At 65.3% G+C, this 22,648-nt stretch carries 22 protein-coding genes and 1 tRNA gene; 13 read left to right on the top strand and 10 right to left on the bottom strand.

All coding sequences use genetic code 11. The features are described 5' to 3' along the window. Positions 1-218: 218 nt before the first annotated feature. The 3 genes from U0C82_RS10195 to U0C82_RS10205 are packed head-to-tail and all read right to left on the bottom strand — an operon-like array spanning position 219 to position 2,520. A complete protein-coding gene (locus U0C82_RS10195; RefSeq protein ID WP_322187003.1) occupies positions 219-1,523 on the bottom strand; it encodes a DNA polymerase IV in 1,305 nt (434 codons plus the stop codon). Continuing rightward, on the bottom strand, positions 1,523-2,221 hold the full coding sequence (locus U0C82_RS10200; protein WP_322187004.1) for a hypothetical protein: 699 nt from the start codon (positions 2,219-2,221) through the stop codon (positions 1,523-1,525). The genes U0C82_RS10195 and U0C82_RS10200 overlap by 1 nt, the downstream gene beginning before the upstream one ends. After that, complete coding sequence (locus tag U0C82_RS10205; protein WP_322187005.1) at positions 2,218-2,520, bottom strand: DUF3572 domain-containing protein; 303 nt, start codon at positions 2,518-2,520, stop codon at positions 2,218-2,220. The genes U0C82_RS10200 and U0C82_RS10205 overlap by 4 nt, the downstream gene beginning before the upstream one ends. 124 nt (positions 2,521-2,644) lie before the next feature. Here U0C82_RS10205 and U0C82_RS10210 point away from each other — a divergent pair, with 124 nt between their 5' ends. Beyond that, a complete protein-coding gene (locus U0C82_RS10210) occupies positions 2,645-3,022 on the top strand; it encodes a response regulator (protein WP_322187006.1) in 378 nt (125 codons plus the stop codon). Positions 3,023-3,025: 3 nt separating this feature from the next. Continuing rightward, a complete protein-coding gene (locus U0C82_RS10215) occupies positions 3,026-4,390 on the top strand; it encodes a PleD family two-component system response regulator (RefSeq protein ID WP_322187008.1) in 1,365 nt (454 codons plus the stop codon). Between the two features lie 717 nt (positions 4,391-5,107). Here U0C82_RS10215 and rpmG read toward each other — a convergent pair. From rpmG to U0C82_RS10235, 3 genes are all read right to left on the bottom strand, one after another. Continuing rightward, the gene (rpmG, locus tag U0C82_RS10220; protein WP_322187009.1) at positions 5,108-5,275 is read right to left on the bottom strand and encodes a 50S ribosomal protein L33; all 168 of its coding nucleotides are present in this window, start codon (positions 5,273-5,275) and stop codon (positions 5,108-5,110) included. Positions 5,276-5,489: 214 nt separating this feature from the next. Continuing rightward, positions 5,490-6,404, bottom strand: a complete 915-nt coding sequence (rpoH, locus tag U0C82_RS10225) for an RNA polymerase sigma factor RpoH (RefSeq protein WP_416186657.1) — start codon at positions 6,402-6,404, stop codon at positions 5,490-5,492. 171 nt (positions 6,405-6,575) lie between these two features. Continuing rightward, entirely contained in the window at positions 6,576-7,580 is a 1,005-nt protein-coding gene (locus tag U0C82_RS10235) for an RluA family pseudouridine synthase (protein ID WP_322187010.1), read from the bottom strand. A gap of 72 nt (positions 7,581-7,652) precedes the next feature. Here U0C82_RS10235 and U0C82_RS10240 point away from each other — a divergent pair, with 72 nt between their 5' ends. Together U0C82_RS10240 and U0C82_RS10245 are read left to right on the top strand one after the other, a co-directional pair. Next, a complete protein-coding gene (locus U0C82_RS10240) occupies positions 7,653-8,012 on the top strand; it encodes a hypothetical protein (protein WP_322187011.1) in 360 nt (119 codons plus the stop codon). Between the two features lie 103 nt (positions 8,013-8,115). Then, positions 8,116-8,190: transfer RNA gene (locus tag U0C82_RS10245), tRNA-Glu, on the top strand. A gap of 155 nt (positions 8,191-8,345) precedes the next feature. Here U0C82_RS10245 and U0C82_RS10250 read toward each other — a convergent pair. Together U0C82_RS10250 and U0C82_RS10255 are read right to left on the bottom strand one after the other, a co-directional pair. Continuing rightward, positions 8,346-8,975 carry a ferric reductase-like transmembrane domain-containing protein gene (locus U0C82_RS10250; protein WP_322187012.1) on the bottom strand — a complete coding sequence of 210 codons (630 nt, stop codon included), beginning with the start codon at positions 8,973-8,975 and terminating at the stop codon, positions 8,346-8,348. A gap of 6 nt (positions 8,976-8,981) precedes the next feature. Further along, positions 8,982-9,485 (bottom strand): peptidase associated/transthyretin-like domain-containing protein, encoded by a 504-nt coding sequence (locus tag U0C82_RS10255; RefSeq protein ID WP_322187013.1) that lies wholly within the window; start codon positions 9,483-9,485, stop codon positions 8,982-8,984. Between the two features lie 342 nt (positions 9,486-9,827). Between U0C82_RS10255 and U0C82_RS10260 the strand changes: the two genes are divergently transcribed. From U0C82_RS10260 to U0C82_RS10295, 8 genes are all read left to right on the top strand, one after another. Further along, positions 9,828-10,859, top strand: coding sequence for a LacI family DNA-binding transcriptional regulator (locus tag U0C82_RS10260; protein WP_322187014.1), 1,032 nt, complete (start codon positions 9,828-9,830; stop codon positions 10,857-10,859). 135 nt (positions 10,860-10,994) lie between these two features. Beyond that, positions 10,995-12,068, top strand: a complete 1,074-nt coding sequence (locus U0C82_RS10265; RefSeq protein ID WP_322187015.1) for a sugar phosphate isomerase/epimerase family protein — start codon at positions 10,995-10,997, stop codon at positions 12,066-12,068. Further along, positions 12,065-13,246: a Gfo/Idh/MocA family protein gene (locus tag U0C82_RS10270; RefSeq protein ID WP_322187016.1), complete on the top strand. Its 1,182-nt coding sequence runs from the start codon at positions 12,065-12,067 to the stop codon at positions 13,244-13,246. The genes U0C82_RS10265 and U0C82_RS10270 overlap by 4 nt, the downstream gene beginning before the upstream one ends. Beyond that, on the top strand, positions 13,243-14,799 hold the full coding sequence (locus U0C82_RS10275; RefSeq protein ID WP_322187017.1) for a sugar ABC transporter ATP-binding protein: 1,557 nt from the start codon (positions 13,243-13,245) through the stop codon (positions 14,797-14,799). Before U0C82_RS10270 ends, U0C82_RS10275 begins: the two co-directional genes overlap by 4 nt. Beyond that, on the top strand, positions 14,799-15,809 hold the full coding sequence (locus U0C82_RS10280; protein ID WP_322187018.1) for an ABC transporter permease: 1,011 nt from the start codon (positions 14,799-14,801) through the stop codon (positions 15,807-15,809). Before U0C82_RS10275 ends, U0C82_RS10280 begins: the two co-directional genes overlap by 1 nt. A gap of 29 nt (positions 15,810-15,838) precedes the next feature. Then, complete coding sequence (locus U0C82_RS10285) at positions 15,839-16,801, top strand: ABC transporter substrate-binding protein (RefSeq protein WP_322187019.1); 963 nt, start codon at positions 15,839-15,841, stop codon at positions 16,799-16,801. A gap of 154 nt (positions 16,802-16,955) precedes the next feature. Further along, a complete protein-coding gene (gene xylA, locus U0C82_RS10290; RefSeq protein WP_322187020.1) occupies positions 16,956-18,266 on the top strand; it encodes a xylose isomerase in 1,311 nt (436 codons plus the stop codon). Between the two features lie 573 nt (positions 18,267-18,839). After that, entirely contained in the window at positions 18,840-19,373 is a 534-nt protein-coding gene (locus U0C82_RS10295; protein ID WP_322187021.1) for a MerR family transcriptional regulator, read from the top strand. A gap of 54 nt (positions 19,374-19,427) precedes the next feature. Here U0C82_RS10295 and U0C82_RS10300 read toward each other — a convergent pair whose 3' ends face one another. Beyond that, positions 19,428-20,069 carry a DedA family protein gene (locus tag U0C82_RS10300; protein WP_322187022.1) on the bottom strand — a complete coding sequence of 214 codons (642 nt, stop codon included), beginning with the start codon at positions 20,067-20,069 and terminating at the stop codon, positions 19,428-19,430. A gap of 175 nt (positions 20,070-20,244) precedes the next feature. Beyond that, positions 20,245-21,225, bottom strand: a complete 981-nt coding sequence (dgcA, locus tag U0C82_RS10305) for an N-acetyl-D-Glu racemase DgcA (RefSeq protein ID WP_322187023.1) — start codon at positions 21,223-21,225, stop codon at positions 20,245-20,247. Between the two features lie 309 nt (positions 21,226-21,534). Here dgcA and U0C82_RS10310 point away from each other — a divergent pair, with 309 nt between their 5' ends. Next, on the top strand, positions 21,535-22,647 hold the full coding sequence (locus U0C82_RS10310) for an ABC transporter permease (protein WP_322187024.1): 1,113 nt from the start codon (positions 21,535-21,537) through the stop codon (positions 22,645-22,647). The last annotated feature ends 1 nt before the right edge of the window (position 22,648 follow it).

Here is a 22,648-nt window from a genome sequence, read left to right on the forward strand (position 1 = left end):
TCGTCGCGGACTTCGGGTGACGCGTACGGCTCGCCTGGTGCGGTGCGCGTGCGATGTTCACGCCGGGGGAGGGAGGCGAACGGATATCGCGCTTTCGCCTGGAGCGTCGGCCCGAAGTTCGGAACCGGTATTCGGAAAGCCCGATGCGTGAAATCAAAGAGACGGCCAGAGCATTCCGCGTCCGAACAGGCACGGGATGCTTTGGCCGGCAAGGCTCGTCAGGATCGGTGCGGGTCGGACTTGGGCGGCGTCGCGCGGTAGGTGAAGCCGGTTTCGATGGCGCCTTCGCCGAACCGGTTTCGCAACAGGTCGAGCGCGGCTTCCGCCTTGGCGCGCTTGGCAAAACCGGCATCGACGAGATCGTCGGGATCGGCCGTCGCCGCAGGAGCAAAGCCGGCGCAGCCGATACCGATCAGCCTGAACCGGGTGCCGTCCAGTTCGTTTTCGAGAAGGGCGCGTCCGCACGCGAAGATCCGGTCGGCGAGCCGTGTCGGATCGGCGAGCTTGCGCTGGCGCGTGCGCAACTTGAAGTCCGCGCTCTTCAGCTTCAGCGTGATGCCCGTCGCTGCGAGGTCGGTCGCTTTCAGACGGGCGGACACCTTTTCGCTGAGGCGCCTCAGGATCGGAACGAGCTCGTCCATGCGGTATAGATCGACGCTGAACGTCGTCTCGGCGGAGATGCTCTTGGCCTCGCCCCGCGGCTCGACGCTGCGCATGTCGATTCCGCGCGACAGGCGCGACAGCCGCGCGCCGGTCACGCCGTAGCGGCGCATCAGCTCGGCCTCTTCCATCTCCTGCAACTGGCCGATCCTGGTCAGGCCGTCGGCTCTCAGCTTGCCGGCCATCGCATCGCCGACGCCCCAGATCGCGGTGATCGGGCGTATTTTCAGGAAGTCGTGGGTGTCCCGCCGCCCGATCACGGAAAACCCTCGCGGCTTTTCGAGGTCGGAGGCCATCTTGGCGAGAAACTTGTTGTGGGACAGTCCGATCGAAACGCTGACGCCGATCTCGCGCTCCACCCGCGAGGCCAGCTTGACGAGTGTCACGGCAGAGGGTTCGCCATGCAGCCGTTCGGTGCCCGCCAGATCCATGAAGGCCTCGTCGATCGAAAGCGGCTCGACGAGGGGCGTCAGGTCCCGCATCATCTGGCGGACCTGCCGGCCGACGGCGGCATATTTCTCCATGGCGGGCCGCACGACGACGGCGTCCGGGCACAGCTTCAATGCCTTGAACATCGGCATGGCGGAGCGGACGCCGCGAATGCGGGCAATGTAGCAGCAGGTCGTGACGACACCGCGCGTCCCGCCGCCGACGATGACCGGCTTGTCGGCAAGATGCGGCGCGTCGCGCTTTTCGATGCTGGCATAGAAGGCGTCGCAGTCGAGATGGGCAAGTTGCAGCCCGCCCAGTTCGGGATGGGCCGCAAGACGCGGACTGCCGCAGGCCGAACACCGCCTTTGGCCCGGGCTCCCGACATGGTGGCAGTCGCGGCACACGCTGAATGCCGGGGCACCGGCGACCATTATCCGGGACGCCCCGTCGTCGTCGCCGCCGCATCCCGGCGCTTTGGGGCGTCGGCGAGGATCGCGCGCACGATTTGCTCCGCATCGGTCCAGTCCCGCGCCGCATGCGCGCCTTTCGGCAGCGCCGGCAGGTGAGGGCGGAAGCCGTGATGGGCCATTAGGTGAACGAGATGGGCATGCGGGACGCTGCGCCTTACCGTTTCGAGATTGGGCGGCAGATCGTCGATGAAGACGATTGGTCCGTCCCATCGCCGGGCAAGTTCCGCGACCACCCCGCCTTTGGAGCGCTCGGTGGCGATCATCGGATAGGCAAGACCGGCGCGATCGAGCGTCGCGCGCCGCTCGTCGTGATAATCCGGGTCCATCGCCGTGAGGAAGACGATATCGACGTCCGGATCGAGGGCGCTGAGCGCGGCCTGCACGCCCTCCGCTGGAGGCTGGCGGCTTGCCTGCTCGGCGTAGAGGCGCTGCATGAGACCATCGAGTTCGGCGGAGGCGAGGGCCGCGCCGGTCGCCTGCGAGCGCGCATTGCCGGTCAGCTTGTAGCTGTCGAAATGAAGCTCGATGCCGTTCTCGCGCAGAAGCGTCTGGAACGGGCCGATGAATTGCAGCACCACCTCGTCTATATCAAGCACGAGAAGGGCGTCGCGCCTGCGCTCGATGTCGGCGACCGGAACGCCGCGTGTTCTGGCCGTCATGCGCCGTACCATTCCTGCGGCTGGCCGCCCGGCAGGGCGCGCTGGGCAGCGGCGATCGTTTCGGGCGCGTGTCCGCACGCCTGCGAGAACGCCATCAGGGTCGGCTCATGGGCGGTCACGAATTCGAGGACGCCGGCCAGGAAACCCGGCTCGGACGCGGCCTTGCGCACGTCTTCGGCCGACAGGCCGGTGATCGCGCAGAACCGTTCGAACAGGCGTTCGTCAGACGCGATGTATGTGAGCGCCTCGATCGCGATGGCCGCGGGGTCGAAGGCGGGAGACCGGTCGCTTACAACCATTCTTAAGGTCCTGTTACCCTTAACGAAAAGACGGGATTTGATTCCCAATTCTTCAACGAAATGCGCCTACTGTTTTAACTCGATACCCAACATTCGGCCCTAGGTCGAGGCAGGAGAGACCCGGATGGCGAAAACCGTGATGATCGTTGAAGACAACGAACTGAACATGAAGCTTTTTCGCGATCTGATCGAAGCTTACGGATATGAGACGGTGCGCACCCAGAGTGGGTTGAACGCCGTCGAACTCGCCCGTGAGCACAGGCCCGATCTGATTTTGATGGATATCCAGCTTCCCGAAATCTCCGGGCTCGACGTGACGCGGCAGCTGAAGGCCGATCCGGAACTGCAGAAGATCCCGGTGATCGCCGTGACGGCGTTCGCCATGAAGGGGGACGAGGAGCGGATCCGCGAAGGCGGGTGCGAGGCCTACATTTCGAAGCCGATTTCGGTTCCGAAGTTCATCGAAACCATACGATCCTTCCTTGGTGAAGGTCAGGAATAGACGATGAGTGGACGCATCCTGATTGTCGATGACAATCCCATCAACATCAGATTGCTGGAGGCGCGGCTTTCTGCCGAATATTTCGATGTCATCTCCGCGGCCAGCGCCGCGGAGGCGATCGCGATCTGCAAGTCCCAATCTCTGGATCTCGTGCTGAGCGACGTGATGATGCCGGAGATGGACGGGTTCGAACTGTGCCGGAGGCTGAAGGCCGATCCGCAGACGACCCATCTTCCGGTCGTTCTGATCACCGCGCTCGACCAGCCGTCCGACCGGGTGAAGGGTCTGGAAGCGGGCGCAGACGATTTCCTCTCCAAGCCGGTGCGCGACCTGCCGCTGTTTTCGCGCGTCAGGAGCCTCACCCGCCTGAAGCAGATGATGGACGAGCTGCGTCGGCGCGCGGAGACCGCAAGCGACATCATGACGGCGGACGAGCAGGTGGACGCGCCCGTGCTTCGGCTGCCGCAGATCGTCGTCGTGGGAAGCGACAAGCGGGCGAACGCAGCCGTCGGCAGGATGATGAGCGAGATCGGCCGGGTCACGTCCTACGAGGACCATGACGAAGCGCTGCAGGCGATCCAGAACCGGGACGTCGTCCTGTGCATCGTCGATCTGGCCGGCCCACCCGGCAAGGACCCGATGCGCTTTCTCGCACGCTGCCGCTCGAGCGAGGCGTCGCGCGCGCTTCCGCTGATCGGAATCACGGCGAGCGACGACGATCAGACGGCGGCCAAGGCGCTTGAACTCGGCGCGCACGACTATGTCCAGCGGCCGATCGATCTGAACGAACTGAATGCCCGGGCCCGCACCCAGCTCGCGCGCTATCGCTATGGCGAGACGCTGCGCATGACGGTGGAGCGGACGCTGGAGCTGGCCGTCATCGACGGCCTCACCGGGCTCCACAACCGGCGCTTTCTCGACGCGCACATGGGCCGGGCCGTGAGCGAGGCGGCCAAGCGCCAGGGCGCGTTCTCGCTGATGATCGCCGATATCGATCACTTCAAGCGGATCAACGACACGCATGGCCATGATGTCGGCGATGCCGTGCTGCAAGAATTTGCCCGCCGCCTGGAAATCAGCGTTCGCGCAAGCGATCTCGCCTGCCGGCTCGGCGGCGAGGAGTTTGCGGTTCTCCTGCCCAATGCGGACCAGCGCACGGCCGAGATCACCGCGGAACGCTTCCGCAAATTTGTGGAAGCGACCGCGTTCGGCGTGCCGGGCGGTGCGGAGATCACGGTGACGGTCAGCATCGGGGTCGCGGTCTACCCGGCGAGCGGGGAAGATGCGACATCCCTGATGCGCGCCGCCGACACCGCCCTCTACAAGGCCAAGAACGAGGGGCGGAACCGCACGGCGATCGCCGCCTGAACGCCTTGTCGTCAGGGCGCCGGCTGCGAACCCGGTGTTAACCGTCTTGGGACAAAACCGGTTCAATTGCACCGAATATCGTTGCAAACGATTCACGTTTCAGCCAGTTTGGCATCGGGTTACCAACGTCCGTTCCGCGTGAAACGGCGTTCCGGATACCCCATGGAATGCTCAGGTCCGCCGCATCTCCTGGGTCCCGTGGGGCGGTCGGTCGGCCTTGTTCACATGACGGTGTCCTCGTGCCGTCGAACAAGTGCCGACCGGCCACTTGCCTCAAGCGCAGAGTGCCGGGCCGTTCGGGTTCCCCCAAATTCGATCCTCGTTTTTCCGACAGGAACAGGCTGCATCATGCGTCCGCACCGGGTTGCGCGCGTTTCCGGCGGCGCCGATACGCGTTCTTGATGGTCCGCGTCAGGCGAGGCGTTTCCCACGCCCTGTGCCTTGCCACGGCGCACAGCGCGCCTTCCGGGCCGCAAACGCAACAGCCCCAAGACCTCAGCGCCACGACATTCCGACGGGGCCGATGCCGGATCGTGCGCGCACTATGCGATGAACCTGCGTGACCGGGACCGACTGCCCGCCATCGGCGCCCTGGCCGCGCTTGCAGGAGACGGCGGAGCGCAACCAGCGACGGCACGCAAACAAAAAACGCCGCTCCGAATGGGCGGCGTTCTCGATTGGTCCGTCGAACCTTGCCGATGAATCACCGGCGGCTGGTTACTTGATCTTGGCTTCGCGGAAATCGACATGCTTGCGGGCCACGGGATCGTACTTCCGCTTGACCATCTTGTCGGTCATCGTGCGGCTGTTCTTGCGCGTCACGTAGAAGAAGCCGGTGTCGGCCGTCGAAAGAAGCTTGATCTTGATCGTGGTCGCCTTGGCCATCGTCTCATCCGTTTGTTCGTGTACGCCTCTGCGAAGGCCGGTGCGGCCGATCGCGGGGAGGGCGGTTCATCCTGTTGAAATTCGCATCAGCCGCGCAACGAAATGAAGCCTTGGCACAAACGCGAAGCCGCCGACGCTTTCGACGCCGGCGGATTTTGACGGGACATTACTCACACCTCGTCCGAAGTCAAGAGATCCCGACGACCTGCTTGCCTCAGGCGGATGCGCCATCGCGCAGCGTGCGCAGGGATTGCTGGTCGGCAACCACGTTTTCCTGCACCGCCTTCTGCACCTTCTCGAAGGCGCGAACCTCGATCTGGCGAACGCGCTCGCGGCTGATGTCGAACTCGCCGGACAGGGCCTCCAGCGTGATCGGGTCTTCCGACAGACGGCGCGCCTCGAAGATGCGGCGCTCGCGCTCGTTCAGAATTCCCATGGCCCGCTGCAGCATGCCGCGGCGCTGGTCGAGCTCGTCCTGCTTGGCGAGCGATTCCTCCTGGGACTCGTTGTCGTCGACGAGCCAGTCCTGCCATTCGCCCGATTCGCCTTCGGTGGCACGCAGCGGCGAGTTCAGCGAGGCGTCGCCGGAGAGGCGCCGGTTCATGGAAATGACCTCTTCCGTCGAAACGCCGAGCTGTGTTGCGATCTGCTGTACCTGCTCGGGCTTCAGATCGCCATCCTCGAGCGCCTGGATGCGGCTCTTCATCTTGCGAAGATTGAAGAATAACCGCTTCTGGTTCGCCGTCGTGCCCATCTTCACGAGGCTCCATGAGCGCAGGATATATTCCTGGATCGACGCCTTGATCCACCACATGGCGTAGGTCGCGAGCCGAAAGCCGCGTTCGGGGTCGAAGCGCTTGACCGCCTGCATTAGGCCGACATTGCCCTCCGAGACGACTTCGCCGATCGGCAGCCCGTAGCCGCGATAGCCCATGGCGATCTTGGCGACGAGACGCAGATGGCTCGTGACGAGCTGATGTGCGGCGTTCCTGTCGTCATGCTCGGCATAACGCTTGGCGAGCATGTATTCCTGGTCTGGCTGCAGCATCGGAAACCGGCGGATCTCTTCGAGATACCGATTGAGGCCGCCCTCTCCGGATGCGACGCTGGGCAAATTCATCTGGGCCATTCTGGGTCCCTCCATCTCATGCCGTCCGCTTCCTCGAAGCCGGACGAAAACGGGTCCGTTCGGCACCCGTACTTGGCTAATATGGGCATTCGCAGCCGGGTTTGCACGCTTTTTCGTGCCTGAAACCACGCGACGATCGTTCGCCGGCCACCCACGTGAAGCCATTGGTTTTCATGGAAGATCAATCCCGAGCGCGGCTCCCAGTTCCCGGAAATCGTCGGGTACGTCGCTCGTGAAACACTGCGTTTCCCCGCTGATGGGGTGGACGAAGCCGAGTTCGGCGGCGTGCAATGCCTGCCGCTGGAACCTTGCGAGAGCCCCGTGGGCCCTGTCGTCGAGGGCGTTGACCTTCGAGCGGAAGCCCGAGCCGTAGACATCGTCGCCGATCAGCGGATGGCCGATATGGGCCATATGGACGCGGATCTGATGGGTGCGCCCCGTTTCCAGCCGGCATTCGACCAGGCTCGCCTCGACGCCGCTTGCCTCGTGCAGGCCGGATACCACCCGGTAGTGGGTGATCGCCTGGCGCGCGTCCGGTTGGGTCTGTGTCACGACGGCTCGTTTCAGCCGGTCCGACGAGGAACGTCCGAGAAGCGTCTCGATCCGCCCGAGATGGGGGATCGGGGTGCCCCAGACGAGCGCCAGATAGGAGCGGGTCAAGCGCCCGTCCCGTCCATGCGCCGCGAACTGCTCGGCCAGGGAGCGATGGGCGGCATCGGACTTGGCCACGACGAGAAGCCCGCTCGTGTCCTTGTCGAGGCGGTGCACGATGCCGGGACGCTTGACGCCGTTGATGCCGGAAAGGTCTCGACCGCAATGGTGAAGGAGGGCGTTCACCAGCGTTCCGGTCCAGTTGCCCGGTCCTGGATGGACGACGAGCCCGGCCGGCTTGTCGACGACGATCAGATCCGCGTCTTCGAAGACGATGGCGAGCGCAATGTCCTCGGCGTCCGGCTCGGGATCTTCAGGCGGCGGCACGCGCAGGGCGACGATGTCCCGTTCGGCGACGCGGCGTTTGGCGGCCGTCACCGGCTGTCCGCCGATCGTCGCGTCACCTGCGGCGATCAGCCCCTGCAGCCGTGCGCGCGAGAGTTCGGGCGCGCATCGCCCCGCCAGGAACGCATCGATCCGCATTCCGGCTTCCTCGGCTGCGACGGCGAATTCTCTTGTATCCATGGGGGCCGCGCTTGTAGGTGCGAATATCACAAGCCGTGACGGCTTGCGTGCGAAACTCAGGCAGACACTCATATGACCAGCGAACCCGAACGCCAAGATGACGAGCCGCTCGACCCGGCGGCCGAGAATCTGCGCCGAAAGCTGATGCGCCTGCTGATCTTCTCGATGGGCTTCATGATCCTGTCGGTGCTGACGGTGTTCGGCGTGATCATCTACAAGACGACGCGTTCCAGCGAGCCGGTCTATGACGGCACCCCGGTCGCCATCCCTCTGCCGGGGGGCGGGGAGATCATCGATACGGCCCTCGACGCCAACCGCCTGCTGCTGACGGTGCGCAGCGGCGACGCCGTGAGGCTCGTTCTCGTCGATCGGACCACCGGCGCGATCGTCTCGGAATATGTGATCGACCCTTCGGCGCCCGTTCCGCAATAGGAAAGGGGGGCATAGAGCGCGGGCCGTGAGAAAATTTCTCGAGAACGGCCCAACTTATCCCTTGCGCCAGAAGCGCCGACATTCTATGTCGCTCCCACAGTACGCGCCCATCGTCTAGCGGTTAGGACGGCGCCCTCTCACGGCGCAAACAGGGGTTCGATTCCCCTTGGGCGTACCATTTCTCCTTATGGCGTACTGACCCTTCCAGATTTTTCCGATATGCCTCGCGTGCATCCGCCTTGGCTTCCGTGCCTTGTCCGGATCCAAGGGCGCGCGATCCCGCGTTCGCGAACAGGTTCGCGATCGGGGCGCCCGGTTGCGTCGGGCGGTGTGTCACGGGCGGCCGGAGGGCCCGGGCCTCATCCGTTTCAGGAGCGCCCAGCTGCGAAGGTCGACCATCGCCTTGATGGTGGCCGCAAGGACCAGAAGGCAGAGAACAGCCTTCGATACCGTGCCCATCGCCCCTTCGATCAGCATGGTATGAACCACGCTGCCGACGACCACCGAGAGCGTGAGCGCCGTGTGCGCGAAGCGCCAGACCGGCGGCCGGATGCGCAAGGGTTTCCGCAGCAAGGCCAGTGCCGCGGCGGCAAACAGCGCCCACATGGCAAGGACGCCCCAGATCGAGAAGGGCGTCGGGGAAACGAAAAGCAGCGCATCGATGACGTCGGGCGGACTGGTCAGCCAGAGACCGCCGACGTGAAGCACGACGAGACAGACCAGCCCCGTCCCGACCCGGCGATGAAGCACGCGCCCCGCGCGCGCCGAAAGCTTCGGCAGATAATGTCCGACGAGAAGCGGCTGGAGCAGGATGAGGGCCAGCGCCACGATCCCCGCGAACCCGGCCGCGATATAGACCCAGCTCCGATAGCTGAGAAACGGGCTCGTCGCCGCGACGGCGACCGGAATGATCAGGGCGGCGGCAAGCGATGCCCAGGCGAGAATGGCACGGGGCCGTGACATGGGTGCTCAGGCCGGCTGCAGCACGAAGTCCGCGGTGAGCGACGTATCGCGCGCGCTGTCCATGACCGGCCGAAGGAAGACGGTCTCGAACGCGGGATCGTCATAGGCGAGATGGCCATGCGCCTGCCCGAAAGCCGGGACGATCTGCGGCATTTCGAGCCGAAACACGCCATCCGGCCCGGTCAGGGTCGCGCCGTGGCTTTCGGGATCGCTCTCATATCCCTCGGTCGTGTGCGCCCAGATCTGAATTCTCACCCCTTCGAGCGGCGCCCCGTCTCCGGCGCGGCGAACGGTGCCCGACATCCAGAAACCACCGTTTCCGATCCGCTCGACGATCGGGGCGCCGGGACGGTAGTTGTTGGAGCCGCCGCGCATCGACGGCGTCGGCGCGAGGCCCTGCGCTCTTGCCGCCGGTGCCATGAGGCCGGGCAGTCCGGAAGAGAGCGCGGCGGCCGCGCCCAGAACGCCTGCGGAAAGAAACGTCCGGCGGCTGTGTCGAATTCGGGTCATCGGCTCTCTCGCTTTACGGCTCGTCCGCTGATCGCGGTGTCCCACCACGCACAACGGGCGTGACTGTCGAGGCAAATCTTGGTGAAAATATCACCGGCCGCATCGCGGCATGCGCGGTGGTTCGTCGCAACCGCGAACGTCGGGGAAAAAAATCGTCCATCGGCCGGGCTGGAACGAAATGCGCCGGGCTCTCAGGACGATACGAGATCGCAGCGACCCTCGACGGAGCCCATCTGGTCCGATCGACGGCGCTCCTTCTGCGACGATCGGATGGCGGTCGCAGACAGTCGCCTCCGCACCGATTGAGTTGCGTACGTCAAGACATCGTGGTTCAACGCGTATATGAGCCCCGTTCCGACCCTCAGCGACGTCGCGAAACTGGCCGGCGTGTCGCTGGCGACGGTGGACCGCGTCATCAACCGGCGGCCGAACGTCAGGGCGCATACGGTGGAGCGCGTCAGGGCGGCGATGGCCGCGCTCGACTACCGGGTGGACCCGCTGGCGGCGGGGCTCGCCCGGCGCAAGCGCTACAAATTCGTCTTCCTCCTGCCCGGCGGCACCAACGCCTTCATGGCCGATCTTGCCGCGCGGCTCGAAAGCCTGACCGGCTGGCTGACCGCGAACAGGGCATCGGTCGAGACGGTGTTCGCCGACGTGTTCGATCCGAAACGTCTCGTCGAAGCGATCGACGGGATCGACCGGGAGGCGGACGGCGCGGCGATCGTCGCCCTCGATCACCCCGATATCCTGGCCGCGATCGATCGGCTGTCCGGCGACGGCGTCGCCGTGGTCACGCTGGTTTCGGACGTGCCGAAATCGCAGAGGCTGCGCTTCATCGGCATCGACAACACCGCGGCCGGCCGGAGCGCGGGGACCCTGCTCGGGCGTTTCACCGCCGGCCGTGCCGGAACGGTCGCCCTTCTCGTCGGGTCGCTGTCGCTGCGCGACCATGTCGATCGTTGCCTCGGCTTTTCGCAGATCGTCGAGCGCAACTTTCCGCATCTGACGGTCCTGCCCGTGATCGAGACACGCGACGAGCGGAACCGGGCGGAACGGGCGGCGAAGGACGTTCTGGGTGAGCATCCGGACCTTGTCGGGATCTACAATGTCGGCGCGGGCAATGTCGGGATCGCGAGCGCGCTGCGCGCCGGCGCGACCGCGATTCGCCCCGTCGTCGTCTGCCACGAGCTGACGCCGGGCTCGGTCGAGGCGCTGCGCGCCGGACAGTTCGATGCGATTCTCGCCCAGAACCCCGGCCACGAGGTCCGGTCCGCCGCGCGTGTCCTTCTGGCATGCGCCAGCAAGACCGGCGTGGTGGAGGAGCAGGAGCGGATCCGGATCGATATTTTCATTCGTGAAAATCTGCCAGCATAACTTATGATTTTTTGATGTACGCCCTTCAAAAGGCGTTCCCGGTGTGCCAGTTTGCCGGTCAACGGAACGTGCGTCGGAGAGGGTGGGTCTCCGCCGTCCCGTCCCGTCGGGTCGAATGTCTCGGGAGGAGCCGACATGCAGACGATGAAGGGGCCGGGGATCTTTCTCGCCCAGTTCGCCGGCGACGATGCGCCGTTCAACGATTTTGGCTCGATCTGCCGATGGGCCGCCGGCCACGGCTACAAGGGCGTGCAGGTTCCGACCTGGGACGCGCGCCTGTTCGATCTGGCGAGGGCGGCCGATTCGAAAACCTATTGCGACGAGATTGCGGGCATTGCGCGCGATGCCGGGGTCGAGATCACCGACCTGTCGACCCATCTGCAGGGACAGCTCGTCGCCGTGCATCCGGCGTTCGACGAGGCCTTCGACGGCTTTGCGGAGCCCGAGGTGCGCGGCAAGCCTAAAGCCCGGCAGGCGTGGGCCGTCGACCAGCTGAAGCTTGCCGCGAAAGCGTCTGCGCATTTCGGCTTTTCCAGCCATGTCACCTTTCCCGGCGCGCTCGCCTGGCCGTTCCTCTATCCCTGGCCCCAGCGTCCGGCCGGGCTGGTCGATACCGCGTTCGACGAACTGGCACGGCGCTGGGTCCCGATTCTCGATGCATTCGACGAGGCCGGCTGCGATGTCGGCTACGAGATCCATCCGGGCGAGGACGTCTTCGACGGGGCGACGTTCGAGATGTTCCTGGAAGCGGCGGGCCATCATCCACGCCTCAAGATCAATTACGATCCCTCGCACTTCGTGCTGCAGCAGCTCGATTATGTCGGTTTCATCGACGTCTATCACGAGCGGATCTGCGCGTTCCACGTCAAGGATGCCGAGTTCAATCCCACGGCGCGCCAGGGGGTCTATTCCGGTTACCAGCCCTGGGCCAAGCGCGCCGCCCGGTTCCGCTCGCTTGGCGACGGCCAGGTCGACTTCTCGGCGATCTTCTCGAAGATGGCCGAATACGGCTATTCGTCCTGGGCCGTCCTCGAATGGGAATGCTGCCTGAAGAGCCCGGAACAGGGCGCCGCCGAGGGCGCGCCCTTCATCGCCCATCACATCATCGAAGTGACCGACAAGGCCTTCGACGACTTTGCCAGCGGCGGCACGGACGAGGCGGCGAACCGGCGTATGCTGGGGATCTCTGCCGAGGGAGACGCATCATGACCATCGAAGGACGCGACGACGCGCGCGGCCGGCGTATCCGGCTCGGCATGGTCGGTGGCGGGCAGGGCGCCTTCATCGGCGCGGTGCATCGCATGGCCGCCCGCATCGACGACCGGTTCGATCTCGTCGCGGGCGCGCTCTCGTCGACGCCGGAAAAGGCGAAGGCGTCCGCCGCCGAGATCGGTCTCGATCCCGCGCGCAGCTACGGCTCCTACGAGGAGATGGCGCGCGCCGAGAAGGAGCGCCCCGACGGCATCGAGGCGGTGGCGATCGTCACGCCCAACCACATGCATTACCCGGTCGCCCGGACTTTCCTGGAAGCCGGCTACCACGTCATCTGCGACAAGCCGGTCACGACGACGCTCGCGGATGCGAAGGATCTGGCGGAGATCGTGAGGCGGTCGGGTAAGGCGTTCGTCCTCACCCACAATTATACCGGCTATCCGATGATCCGTCAGGCGCGCGCGATGTGCGCGGCTGGCGACCTCGGCGACATCCGCATCGTCCAGGCGCACTATATCCAGGACTTTCTGGCGACGAAGGTAGAGGATGCCGGCTCCAAGCAGGCGGCCTGGCGGGTCGATCCGTCGAAGTCGGGGGCCGGCGGCACGATCGGCGATATCGGCACCCACGCCTTCAATCTCGCCTCTTTCGTCACCGGGCTGGAGCTCGACAGTCTCGCCTGCGAGCTGACGAGCTTCGGCGAGGGCCGGAGTCTCGACGACAATGCGCAGATGCTCCTGCGTTTCAGGGAGCGGAACGGCGTTGCGGCCAAGGGCACGCTCTGGGCGAGTCAGGTGGCCGTCGGCCACGAGAACACGCTCGCCCTTACCGTCATCGGCACGAAGGCCGGCCTTACCTGGCAGCAGGAAGAGCCGAACAGGCTCTGGTTCACGCGGCTCGGGGAACCCAAGCAGCTGCTGACGCGCGGCGGCGCGGGCGCGAACGCGGCGGCGGGGCGCGTGACTCGCATCCCCGCGGGCCATCCGGAAGGCTATCTCGAGGGTTTCGCGACGATCTATGCGGAGGCGGCCGAACTCATCGCCGCGACCGACGAGGGGCGCGCGCCGCCGGAGGGGCTGGGGACGGTCACCATCGAGGACGGTGTCACCGGCATGGCCTTCATCGAAGCCTGCGTCAGGTCCGCCAGGGACGACGGCGCGTGGACGCGGCTATGATCACCGCGCCCGCTCCCGGCGGTCCCCGTGCGACGACCGGGGAACGGACGGCCCCGATCATCGAGGCCCGCGGCGTCCGCAAGAGCTTCGGGCCGGTCGAGGTGCTGCACGGCATCGACTTCGCGCTTCGGCCCGGCGAGGTTCATGCCCTGGTCGGCGAGAACGGCGCGGGCAAGTCGACATTGATGAAGTGCCTCACCGGCTATCAGCCGGTCACCGGCGGCGAGATATGGCTTCGCGGAGAGCCGGTCCGGTTCTCCTCGAGCGACGAGGCCGAGCGCGCCGGCGTCGTCCTCATCCACCAGGAATTTAACCTGGCCGAACAGCTTTCGGCCGAAGCCAATATCTTTCTCGGGCGGGAGCTGAAGAAGGGCGTCTTTCTCGACTGGAAGACGATGCGCCGGCGTGCGAGCGAACTTCTCGACGAACTGGCGACGCCGATCGACACCCGCCGCCCGGTCTCCAGCCTCTCGGTCTCGCAGAAACAGATGGTCGAGATCGCCAAGGCGCTGGCCCGCGACGCGCGCGTTCTCGTGATGGACGAGCCGACTGCGGTGCTGACCTCCCGCGAAGCCGAGGTGCTGTTCGAGCAGATCTCCCGGCTGAAGGCCGAAGGCGTCGTCATTCTCTACACGTCCCACAAGCTCGACGAGATCGTGCGCATCGCCGACGAGGTGACCGTCCTGCGCGACGGCTCGTTCATCTCCAACCGGCCGGCGTCGAAGACCAGCACCGACACGATGGCCCGCGACATGGTGGGTCGCGAGCTGAGCGACCTGTTTCCGCCGAAGGGCGAGCCCCGGCGTCTCGCGCCCGCGCTCGAAGTCGAGCGATTCAGCGTGCCGGGCCATGCGAGGGACATCTCCTTCAAGCTGGCGAAGGGCGAGGTTCTGGGCTTTGCCGGTCTGGTCGGGGCCGGGCGGACCGAACTGATGGAAGGCATCATGGGCCTGCGCGAAAGCGCCGGCACGATCCGGGTGAACGGCGATCCGATCCGCGTGGCGAGCCCGCGCGACGCCGTACGCCACGGGCTTTCCTATCTCACCGAGGATCGAAAGGGACGGGGCCTGCTGCTCGAATACGGCATGCGCGAGAACCTGACGCTGCTGGGGCTCGACCGCTTCTCGAAGATCTTCGTCGACGAAGCGGCCGAGCGCAAGGCGCTGGACACGGCGGTCGAGCGCTTCGACATCCGGGGCGCCTCGCGCGAGGGCCGGGTCGGCAATCTTTCGGGCGGCAACCAGCAGAAGCTGCTTCTCGCCAAGACGATGCTGGTCGACCCGGACATCGTCATCCTCGACGAACCGACGCGCGGCATCGACATCGGCACCAAGCAGCAGATCTACCGCTTCATCCACGATCTGGCCGAAGAGGGCCGGGCGGTCATCGTGATTTCGTCGGAGATGTCGGAGGTGATCGGGCTTTGCCACCGCGTCGTCGTCATGCGCTCCGGCCGCCTTGCCGGTGAACTCACCGGCGCCGAAATCACCGAAGAGGCGATCGTGCGGCGCGCCATGGGCCTCCATTCCGAACCGCTCGAGGAGGTCGCCTGATGTCGTCCGCTGAGACCAGACCGTCAACGCCGCGCGAAAAGCATGGGCGACGCCTCGACTTTCACGTGTGGGGACCGGTCATCGCGCTGGTCGCCCTCGTGCTCTTCGGCATGTCGCTGAACGACCAGTTCCTGTCCTCGGGCAATGTGACGAACGTGCTCGCGCGATCCGCCTTCATCGGCATCATCGCGGTCGGAGCGACCTTCGTCATCACGATCGGCGGGCTGGACCTGTCGGTCGGGTCGATGTCGGCCTTTCTTGCCGGCGTCACGATCATCGTCCTCAACGCGCTCGTGCCGGTGCTCGGCATCGGCTGGGGCAGCATCCTCGTCGGAATGGTCGCCTGCCTGCTCCTCGGCCTTGCCGCGGGGTTCGTGAACGGCATTCTCATCACCGTCGGGCGGATCGAAGCCTTCATCGTCACCCTCGGTACGCTCGGCATCTTCCGTTCGCTCGTCATCTGGCTCGCCGACGGCGGCACGCTCTCTTTGAACTTCGAGCTGCGCGAGGTCTACCGCCCGGTCTATTACGGCGGCATGGCCGGCATCGCCTGGCCGATCATCGTCTTTGCGCTGGTCGCGATCGTGGGCGAGATCGTCATGCGCAAGACCGCCTATGGCCGGCATGCCGCGGCGATCGGCTCGAACGATCAGGTCGCGCGCTATTCGGCGATCCCCGTCGAGCGGGTGCGGCTCGTCACCTACATGCTGCAGGGCATGCTCGTCGGCATCGCCACCATCATGTACGTCCCGCGTCTCGGCTCGGCATCCTCGACGACGGGTCTTTTGTGGGAGCTCGAGGCGATCGCCGCCGTCATCATCGGCGGCACGGTGCTGAAGGGCGGGTTCGGCCGTGTCTGGGGCACCGTCGTCGGCGTCCTGATCCTCAGCCTCATCGACAACATCCTGAACCTGACGGACCTGGTCAGCCCCTATCTCAACGGGGCGATCCAGGGCGTCATCATCATCCTGGCCGTCGTCTTGCAGCGCGGCCGGAAAGGCGCCGCCTGATCTCGGGTGGCACAATGGGAGGAAACCACATGAAGAGACTGATGACATATGCGGCCGGGGCCTGCCTTGCGGCCGGTCTCGCACTGCCCGGCGTCGCCGGCGCGCAGGATGGCGAGACGACGACGATCGGCGTTTCGATCCCCGCCGCCACCCATGGCTGGACGGGCGGCGTCAACTTCCACGCGCAGGAAGCGATCGACAGCCTGGAGGAGACCTATCCGAACCTCGACTTCGTCCTCGCCACGGCCGGCGATCCCGGCAAGCAGGTCTCCGACGTCGAGGACATGATGGCGACCCGCGATATCGACGCGCTCGTCATCCTGCCGTTCGAGTCCGATCCCTTGACGGGACCGGTCAAACGGGTCGCGGACGCCGGCAAGTTCGTCACCGTCGTCGACCGGGGCCTTGCCCAGGAGGGGATCGAGGATCTCTACGTGGCCGGCGACAACACCGCTTTCGGGCGCGTTGCCGGCGAATATTTCAAGGAAAGAATGCCGGACGGCGGCAAGATCGTCGTGTTGCGCGGCATTCCGACGACGATCGACAATGAGCGCGTCGAAGCCTTCCAGGCGGCGATCGAGGGATCGGGCGTCGAGATCGTCGGCATGGAGCATGGCGACTGGAACCGCGACAAGGCCTTCGAGGTGATGCAGGACTTCCTGTCGAAGAACGCCGAGATCGACGCGGTCTGGGCGTCCGACGACGACATGGCGCTCGGCGCGATCGAGGCGATCAACCAGTCGGGTCGCGAGGCCGACATGTGGGTGCTCGGCGGTGCCGGCATGAAGCAGATGATCGAACGGGTGAAGAGCGGCGATGCCATGGTGCCCGCCGACGTCACCTATCCGCCGGCGATGATCGCGACCGCGATCCGGCTGACCGCCGCAAGGTTCGTGTCGAACGCGCCGATGGAAGGCCGCTTCATCATCGACTCCGTGCTCGTCACTCCGGAGAACGCCGACCAGTACTACTACCCGGATTCGCCGTTCTAGGCGTTTGCGGACGGATGACCGGTCGACAGTCGAGACCGGCCCGATCCTCGGAGCGGCGGCCGTCGCCGCTCCGGTCTGACCCCGAGCCGACGACCCGGCACGGCCCGCGACGCGCGCCGTGACGAAGGTCCTGCGTTGAACAAAAGGTGCTTGCATGTCGTCACGCTTCTTCGAACGATCGGACCCCGTCGCCTTCGCCGGCGAGGACAGCCGCGATCCCCTCGCATTCCGGTTCTACGACAAGGACAAAATGGTCGCGGGCCGGCGGATGGAGGATCATTTGCGCTTCGCGGTCTGCTACTGGCACTCGTTCACCTGGCCCGGCAGCGATCCGTTCGGCGGCGAGACGTTCGACCGTCCCTGGATGCAGGGCGGCGACCCGCTGGCGCTTGCCCGCCAGAAGGCGGACGTCGCGTTCGAGATGTTCCGGCTTCTCGACGTGCCGTTCTTCACCTTTCACGATGTCGACGTGGCGCCCGAGGGCGCCTCGCTCCAGGCCTCGATCGACAATCTGAAGGCCGTCACCGATCTCTTCGAAGAGAAGATGGCGACGGCCCGGGTCCGCCTCCTGTGGGGCACGGCGAACCTGTTTTCCCACAAGCGCTACATGGCGGGCGCCGCGACCAATCCCGACCCGGACGTCTTCGCCTATGCGTGCGGTCAGGTGAAGGCCGCGCTCGACGCCACCCACCGCCTGAACGGCGAGAACTATGTCTGCTGGGGCGGACGCGAGGGCTACGAGACGCTGCTCAACACCGACATGAAGCGCGAACTCGACCAGCTCGGGCGCTTTTTGGCGATGCTCGTCGAATACAAGCACAAGATCGGGTTCGGCGGTCCGATCCTGATCGAGCCCAAACCGAAGGAGCCGACCAAGCATCAATATGATTTCGATGCGGCGGCCGTCTTCGCCTTCCTGCAGAAATACGATCTCCTCGGCGACGTGAAGCTCAACCTGGAACAGAACCACGCGATCCTGGCTGGGCACAGCTTCGAGCACGAAGTCAGATATGCCTATGCGAACGATCTGTTCGGCTCGCTCGACGTCAATCGCGGCGACGATCTCCTGGGCTGGGATACCGATCAATTCGCCATGAGCGCGGGCGAGATGGCCCTGGTCTTTCACGAAATGCTGCAGCATGGCGGCTTTACGACCGGCGGTCTGAACTTCGATGCCAAGATCCGCCGCCAGTCGATCGCGCCCGACGATCTTCTGATCGCCCATGTCGCCTCCATGGATACGTGCGCCCGCGGCCTGGTCGCGGCCGACCGGATGCTCGCCGACGAAGCTCTGACCGGTCCCCTGCGCACGCGCTACGAAGGATGGGAGAGCGCCGAGAACCGGGCGATCCTATCCGGCGAACGCGATCTCGAATCGATCGCCCGCCGCGCCCTCGATCTTGACCCGCAACCAAGGTCCGGCCGCCAGGAAATGCTCGAAGGGATCGTCAACCGCTATGTATGAACGACCCTGCGCCACCGGAGCCCATGTCGGCACGGCGGTCTTGTGCGGAACGCCGGTGCCGCGCGCGGGCATGGGTGGCGCCGGCGCATGAATGGCGGCCATCCTCCAGAGCGAGGAATGCGCCGCGCGCAACGGTCGCTCGGCAGGCCGTTTCAAGATGGCTGATGCGCGGGTCGCCGGTACCGGGCCGCGGAGGGCGGCGAAGGGGCGTCGACCCATGTCGGCATGGGCGTTGCCGGACGGTCCGGCCTGTTCCCGGCTTCGCGCATAAGGCGAGGAGCGTCCGCCCGGCAACCGGACGGGGGACAGTATGACAAAATCGTGATAGTTTAGAAAAAACCGGTTTCAGGACGCCGCTCACCCATCTGCGCGATCGGAATTACAATCTGTTCAAAGAAAACATTCGATCTTACTCCCGAAAGACATTAGTTGCTCTCGGCTGACGAGGAATTGATCGGACCGTGTAAACGAATGTCTACGCTCGGAACGCGGCGGCCGCCGATCACCCATGATGACTTGGCATATAAGCGATGTAACGTTCAGATGGATGCAAAGCGCGCACGAAAAATCGGAATGCGGAAGATCGGCGAGGTCGCCGCGATGTTCCAGACCACGCCGCGGACGCTGTTATATTACGAGGAACTGGGGATTCTCTCGCCTCAGAAGACCGAAAAAGGCACCCGCATGTACAGCGAGGTGGATATCAGACGCTTCTCCGTGGCGTACGAACTCTCGCATCTCGGCATTCCGTTCCGAACGATTCGCGCCCTTGCCGCCTTGTGCGACCATGCACCGGACAAGGTCGACATTGCGGAACGCAAGATGTCCACGCTCGCCAGTCTGGCGGAGGACCTGCGCGCTCAGATCGAGCGGATCGAGCGTGTCGCGACCGATGTCGAATCGGCAATCGGAGTGATCGCGAGCGCGGCGAGCACGTCGGCCGGCTCGACGGACGCCGATTTTCAGGACGCGCTCTTCCGGTCATCCTCGGCGCGGGAACTGCCCGCCATTCTCTCGCTCCTGGTTCCGCGCGAGGGTCCCGTGCGAAGCTGCGACAAGGCGGCGAAAGAGACCCGACTGGAGACGAGCGACGGGGCGGCCGATTGAAGCGTCGCACCGAACATCGGCGCCGATCTGTGCGCCGACGCGTCTTTCGGCCGATCAGCCCTCCAGCCGGTCGTTCGCCTCGTCCCGTGCCTTGCGGCGCGCGCGCAGTTTCCGCCGCTTGCGCCGCGCGCGGATGATCGGTCCCCACTGCCGATAGCCGAAATAGACCGCCAGCGAGACGGCCAGCACGCCGACGAAGATCGCCACGCCCTTCTCGACCACCTCGACCTGGGAAAACAGCGACTGGATCGAATAGCCGAAGACGAACCCCAGCGTGGTGAAGATGCCCGACCAAAGGGCCGCCCCGATGAGATTGAGGATCAGGAAGCGCGTCAGGGTGATCTTGGACATTCCAAGCGCGATGAGCCCTGGCATGCGCAGACCGTAGATGTAACGGTTCACGATCACGAAATAGGCCTGATACTTCTCGACGAGTTCCAGCGCCTTTGCGAACCGCCGGTGTTCGCGCCAGGGCCTCACCCAGCGATGATTCGAGGAATTGCGGGCGAACAGGAAGACGGCGAGATCGCCGAAGAACGAGCCGACGAAGGCAAGGCCGATCATCAGCTCGAACGGATAGGTCCCGCGATAGGCGAGAAAGCCCCCGATCAAGGCGAAGACCTCGCCCTCGAAGAACGTGCCTGCCAGGACGATCAGGGGGCCGAATTCGCTGATGAGGTTGAGGATTTCGTACAAGACGGGTCCCAAGATTGAAAACGATCCGAGGGGTGCGCCCGTCGGACTGGCAGTCTGGCTTGCGCGCTCGCGCGCCGTTCGCGCCGCACATAGGCGGTTCCGGCCGATCTTGAAAGTCATGCGGACGGCAGGTCCGGCGATTTGGCCGCCGTCCGGGGCGGCGATGCCCCGCCGGTCAGCCCCAGAGCGCGGGATCGGGAGGCGACATCATGGAATGGGTGTAGTGCATCGCGTGCTCGCGGTCCTTGGCGATCAGAAGCGGTCCGTCGAGATCGACGATGTCGGCCTCCTGCGCCAGAAGCGATGCCGGGGCCATGGCCAGCGAGGAGCTGACCATGCATCCGACCATGACCCCGAAGCCGAGCTCGCGCGCTTTGTCCATCATCTTCAAGGCTTCGGTCAGCCCGCCCGTCTTGTCGAGCTTGATATTCACGAAATCATATCGGCCCATGAGGCCTTCCAGATCCGCCGTCGTGTGCGCCGATTCGTCGGCGCACAGGGGAACCGGATGCGGCATCGTGGCGAGGATGTCGTCGGCGCCGACCGGCAGCGGCTGCTCGATGAGCACGGCACCACCGCGCGCGGCCTCCAGCATGTGCGGCCTCAGGCAGGTCTCGTCCCATCCCTCGTTGGCGTCGAGGATCAGCCGGGCGCCGCGCGCTGCGGCGTGAACCGCGCGAATCCGCTCGATATCGTTCGGCGTACCCATCTTGATCTTCAGAATGTTGCGATCGGCGGCGCGGGCCGCGGCGCCCATGTTTCCGGGCTGATCAAGGCTGATCGTGTAGGCCGTCTCGATCGGGCGCGGGAACTGCCTGCAGACCAGCGACGAGACCGGCCGGCCGGTCATCTTGGCCTCGAGATCCCAGAACGCGCAATCGACCGCGTTGCGGGCGGCGCCGGCGGGAAGCCGTTCCTGCAATTGCTGGCGATCGAGCCCGTTTGCCAGATCGTCCGCAATCGCGTGGATCGTCTCGTGCACGCTTTCGACGCTCTCCCCGTAGCGCCCGTACGGGACGCATTCGCCCCGGCCCCTGAAGCCGTCCCGCTCGAGCGTGGCGACGATGACCGTCGCTTCGGTCTTCGAGCCGCGCGCGATCCGGAACTCGGCGGCCAGCGGAAACCGCTCGACTGTGACTGAAAGACGACTGGTCATGGATAATGTCTCCTCGATGCGCGCACCGTCCCCGATTTTGCCTTAACACAAGCTCACCAGGGAACGGACTTCGGTTCAGGCAATCTAGGCCCGTCGCATCGTTTCGCGAGCCGCAGGTCCGGGAAATGAAGACGACAAGATGTCGTGATAGGCGCGGGGCGGCACGGCGTTCGAACCGGATCGACGGTCGACAGACGAGAAAGGGGCGGGCGGATATCAGATCCGCTGCATCGAGGCATGGGGGACGGATCGAGCACACGCACGGGCGCAAGCCCGAGGGGGGACGTCACGGCGCCGGGACTGCGCGGCGTGCGCCAGGACGGAACGCTGGTGCTGACGGCATCGGGTGACTGGCTGGCGCGTACGGTCGGCTCGATCGAGAGCGATCTCGAGAAGACCGCCTCGGCCAAGCTCGGACCGGACATCGCGATCGATCTCTCCGCCATCGGCCAGATCGATACGGCGGGCGCCTTCGTGATCGAGCGTCTCAAGCGCGATCTCGCCCGAGACCGGCAGAGCGTCCCGATCGATGGCCTTGCGCCCGCGAACGCCGCCCTCTTCAGTGCCGTCGGCAACGCCATGGATCGCGAGCGTCCGGTCAGGACGGTGCAGCGGACCAATCCGCTCACCGCAATGGTGGCCTCGGTCGGCGAATTCATGTTCGGCATCCGGGACGAACTCGTGCGCGGCCTCAACCTGATCGGCGGCGCGATGTATGGCGCGGGCGGGCGGATCGCCGGGCGAACCCAGAGCCGGCCGGCCGCGATCTTCAATCAGGTCGACCAGATGGGGGTGAAGGCGATCCCGATCATCGTCCTCATCACCTTTCTCGTCGGCGGCATCATCGCCCAGCAGGGCGCCTTCCAGCTTCGCCGCTATGGCGGCGAGGTCTACGCGGTCAACCTCATCAGCATCCTCGTCCTGCGCGAGATCGGCGTTCTCCTGGCCGCGATCATGATCGCCGGCCGGTCGGGAAGCGCGATCTGCGCCGAGATCGGCTCGATGAAGATGCGCGAGGAGATCGATGCCCTGCACGTCATCGGCCTCAATCCGATCGGCGTCCTGGTGTTCCCGCGTCTCGTCGCGCTGTCGATCGCGCTGCCGCTCCTGACGGTGATCGCCAACCTCTCCGCGCTTGCCGGCGGCGCCATCACGCTGCGGATCTATTCCGACATCTCGTTCCTGAACTTCCTTCAGGGCTTGCAGAGCTCGGTCGACCTGTTCACCGTGTTCTCGGGGCTGATCAAGGCGCCGTTCATGGCGATCCTGATCGGGCTCGTGGCAGCCAACGAGGGCATGAAGGTCGGCGGCAGCGCCGAAAGCCTCGGGCTCCGGGTGACGGCCGCCGTCGTCAAATCCATCTTTCTCGTCATCCTGATGGATGGCATCTTCGCAATCTTCTACGCCTCGATCGGACTTTGAG

The organism is Fulvimarina uroteuthidis (genome assembly GCF_034321785.1).
GTDB lineage: Bacteria > Pseudomonadota > Alphaproteobacteria > Rhizobiales > Rhizobiaceae > Fulvimarina > Fulvimarina uroteuthidis.